4 protein-coding genes are annotated in these 3292 nt (G+C 63.8%); 2 read left to right on the forward strand and 2 right to left on the reverse strand.

Features of this window, described 5'->3' with window-relative positions; translation table 11 throughout:
• Window positions 1-1080: 1080 nt before the first annotated feature.
• Window positions 1081-1374, reverse strand: coding sequence for a hypothetical protein (locus G6R25_RS22740; RefSeq protein ID WP_136449288.1), 294 nt, complete (start codon window positions 1372-1374; stop codon window positions 1081-1083).
• Window positions 1375-1427: 53 nt separating this feature from the next.
• A complete protein-coding gene (locus G6R25_RS22745; RefSeq protein ID WP_163554509.1) occupies window positions 1428-1628 on the reverse strand; it encodes a hypothetical protein in 201 nt (66 codons plus the stop codon).
• Window positions 1629-2819: 1191 nt separating this feature from the next.
• On the opposite strand from G6R25_RS22745, the gene G6R25_RS29185 reads away from it, so the two are divergent.
• Window positions 2820-2939, forward strand: a complete 120-nt coding sequence (locus G6R25_RS29185) for an AAA family ATPase (protein ID WP_268904203.1) — start codon at window positions 2820-2822, stop codon at window positions 2937-2939.
• Complete coding sequence (locus tag G6R25_RS22750; RefSeq protein WP_268904202.1) at window positions 2932-3282, forward strand: P-loop nucleotide/nucleoside kinase family protein; 351 nt, start codon at window positions 2932-2934, stop codon at window positions 3280-3282. The genes G6R25_RS29185 and G6R25_RS22750 overlap by 8 nt, the downstream gene beginning before the upstream one ends.
• Window positions 3283-3292: the final 10 nt, after the last annotated feature.

Genomic DNA, 3292 nt, shown 5'->3' on the forward strand with positions numbered 1-3292 from the left:
ACTTGCGAATAGGCACGTTTGAGATTTTTGATTCCGTTCAAGGTGTGCGGATTACTGGTCGAATAGAGCCGGAGGCGAGGGCACAGATAGAAGGCCTCCCCGCCGGAGAAGACTATTCTTATAGTGTTCGAATTAGGGTGGAGACCGAGTACTCTCTCGTGAGCAGCGAAGTTAGCAAGAAGTACCGCCTTCTCTCGATCGAGCCGCGCCCTGCCATTTAAGTGGCGCGCTGTGGCAGGCGGGGGCGGATCTCACCAGTTCCGCCACATCGAGCTGCAGCGCCGGCTCGCCAACCGTTCCAGCCCCGGCTCGTAGGGGAGATGGCCCCCGCCCCCACAGCGGTAGCCGGGCTGGTCCTGGCAGTTCCGGTCCCAGCTGGGACCGGAGCCCCCGAGCGGGTCTGGCAGAGGTCGAGGAGGCGGGGGGCCATCTCCTCGACGGGGCGTGCCGGCTCGACTCCGCACATCATCAGGCGGATGGCAGATAGAGGTGATAATGATCGATTCAACACCAATTGACAGGGACGTATGGCAGAGCGAACGACGGCGACTCGCTCACATATATCGGATTGAAATGCCAATACTACCTTACGAAGGCATTGGAAGAAATAGCATCTTGGTCGAAAAAAGCTCGCCTCTCGATCTAAGGAAAGCCGTCGAGATGTACGCCAATGCCACCAAAAGGGAGTGCGGATACGCTTCACTTGCCCGTGCTAAAGATCTTGAAACTCGGCAGGTTTGGCTCATCCCTCCTCGCTCCCGCGGTCCGGCCAGCTTCGTAGCTGCCGGCGCAGTTTCATTTGAACCGTTCGACGGATCGTGGGAGCTCAGGTGGATGTACTTCCATCCGTTCCAGCGAGGTAATCAGATTATAGATTTCCACTGGTCCTCGTTTTGCTCGCGATACGGAGACTTCACAGTACAGCAGCCGATCACCCGTCCTGCTCAGGCTCTACTTGAACGCAACGGCTGGGACTGGTGTGGCCCGACGGCTGCGTCGTGACCTCACTCCAACAGTTTGCCGCTGAGGGTAGTGCAGCGAATAGGGGCGGCGCCCCGGTAGCCGCAGCCGGCGCGCCAGCTACCGACTCTTGTAGATGTCGTGAGTGCCGATCCGCAGCCAGCGCACATGGGGGCCGTCGCGACCAGGGACGGGATCCCCATACTCCCACAGCGCCCGGCCGTTCTTCGCCCACCTCAACTCGAACACGCCCGGCTCCGAGCGGAAGCCCTTCACCCCGAGGCTCGGGTGGAACTGGCCGGTCTCCAGACCTTCGCGGAACAGCACGATCGCACGGCGAAACGCTCGTCGCTGCTCGGGGGTCAGCCGCGCGTACTCCGCCACGAAGCGGGCCACCTGCTCGTACGTGGGCACGCCGTCACGATAGTGCTTCGATCATCCGGAGCCCGCGAGAGGTACGCGACCGCTCAGCTTGCCTTCGGGTGCTCCTCGACAGCCAACTGGTCCAGCTCGTCCAGAAGAGCGTCAAACGCGGCGTCGGACAGACAGAAGACCGTACGGCCCGCCTCGACGTCCTCGTGGGCCTCGTCGATCGCGCGCCTAGTGTCCGCGTCGGGTTCGTCGACCCACCCGTGCGGCTCGGGGTGGTGCCACGCCGCCGTGTCCATGAACCGCCTCCTCACCGATGCGCGCCGTCCAAGAAGTTCCATCTTCTTCCATGATGGCTTGCCCCAGCGGTCTGGGCTACCTCAACGGGCCGGCGTCGCAGGCGCCGGCCGCCAACAGCGGGGCCCGGCCAGCCAGCAGCCGCCAGGCTGGGCTCGTCGGAGGCAGGCACCGCCACGGGCCTCCTGACCCTGTTGACCATGGTCCATGCCGAGTACATGCCGAAACTCGGCCAGCCGGCACCAGCAGGGCTGCAAAACGCCAGGTCAGGAGGGGTATGGCGGGCGAGTGTCCGTCGCCCTTTCAAGGCGGTAGCACGGGTTCGAATCCCGTTGGGGGCACCAGAGTGTAGTTAATCGACTTCCGAACAGGGGCCCTGCCCAGCCGCCAGACGTCTGCACAGGTGGTGCTCGACGCCTATGGCGCGGCCAGGTGAGATCGACTGGTCCTCGGGGATCACGGTGCTACGGGCCTGCAGGCAACCAGGGCTTCGCTGACCGGGCCGAACACCGTCGACTGCGTGAACAGTGTCTCTCACCACGACGAGGTGGGTTGAGGCTGCCCTGAGCTCGGTCACGTGCTCCGCGAACGCGGAGGCGCCCATGGCTACCCCACACCGCTTTCTCATGCTCGACCGGAGCTCCAATGGCCCCCAGTAGTCCAGGTGCGCCGCCCGGTACACCTCGCCCTCGCGGTCGCGTGCGGCGTTGACCGCGGCGACTACGTGCGCGGCGTTGGCACCTTGTCTCGGGGCATGTTAACGATCATGACATGAACATCTGCCAACCCGAAGTGCCCAGCCCGCGAGGGGAAGGCGCGGGCTGGGCCGATCGGGCTCCCTACAGATCGTGGTGGATCAGCGGCGTCACCAGGCTAACCAGTCGCACGGCGAGGCCGAAGCTCTGCCTAATGACACCCAGCCCGGGAAACCCCAGGCAGCACACCATCGATCGGAACATCGACGGGGAACCTGCAATAGCTGGCTCGAGCCCCGCTTGGGCGACCGAAGTGCCGTCACGTGAACCGCTTCGGAAGAGCACGCTGGCGCGCGCCGCCGGCCGGCACGGGGGTACGCCGAGCGTGATCAACCAGACAAAGAATCCGACCATTTAAGATCTTGTAGCCTCGCGCTCATGGACGAAGCGGATCTTCTGCCGGACCTCGTCGGGACAGAGCGGGGTCTCGTCGTGATGATGTGCGGCCTGCCTGGCTCGGGCAAGAGTACGTATGCGCGGGCCCTTGAGCGTCGCGGCTACACCCGACTCTCGATCGAAGAGATTTGTGTGGATATGGGCCGGCCGCGATGTGGCTGAACTCGACCTCGCGGAGTACGAGCAACTCAAGTCGACGGCCGAGCAACAACTGTGGGACGACCTGATCCGCCTGCTGGAGGCGAAGGTGCCCGCGGTCATCGACTACAGCTTTTGGAACCGGGCCACCCGAGATCGATACAAGGCCGTGATCGAGAGACACGGATGCCGATGGGAACTTGTCCGCCTGAAGGCGGACCTCGAAACACTCCGGCGTCGATTGGCGATCCGCGACCAGCGCAACGACGCGAACAGCGTCACCGTCTCCGATGAGCTCCTGGAACGCTACTTCGCCAACTTCCAGGAGCCCGCGGGCGAGGGGGAGCGAGTCATCTTCCAGGAGTGAGTCGGAAGGG

Origin of the sequence: Candidatus Frankia alpina, from assembly GCF_902806485.1 — a bacterium.
Lineage (GTDB): Bacteria > Actinomycetota > Actinomycetes > Frankiales > Frankiaceae > Frankia > Frankia alpina.

Bases quoted from the DNA above. Each gene is read 5' to 3' on its own strand.
- G6R25_RS29185 (WP_268904203.1), top strand. From the start codon at position 2,820: ATGTGCGGCCTGCCTGGCTCGGGCAAGAGTACGTATGCGCGGGCCCTT.
- G6R25_RS22745 (WP_163554509.1), bottom strand. From the start codon at position 1,628: ATGGACACGGCGGCGTGGCACCACCCCGAGCCGCACGGGTGGGTCGAC.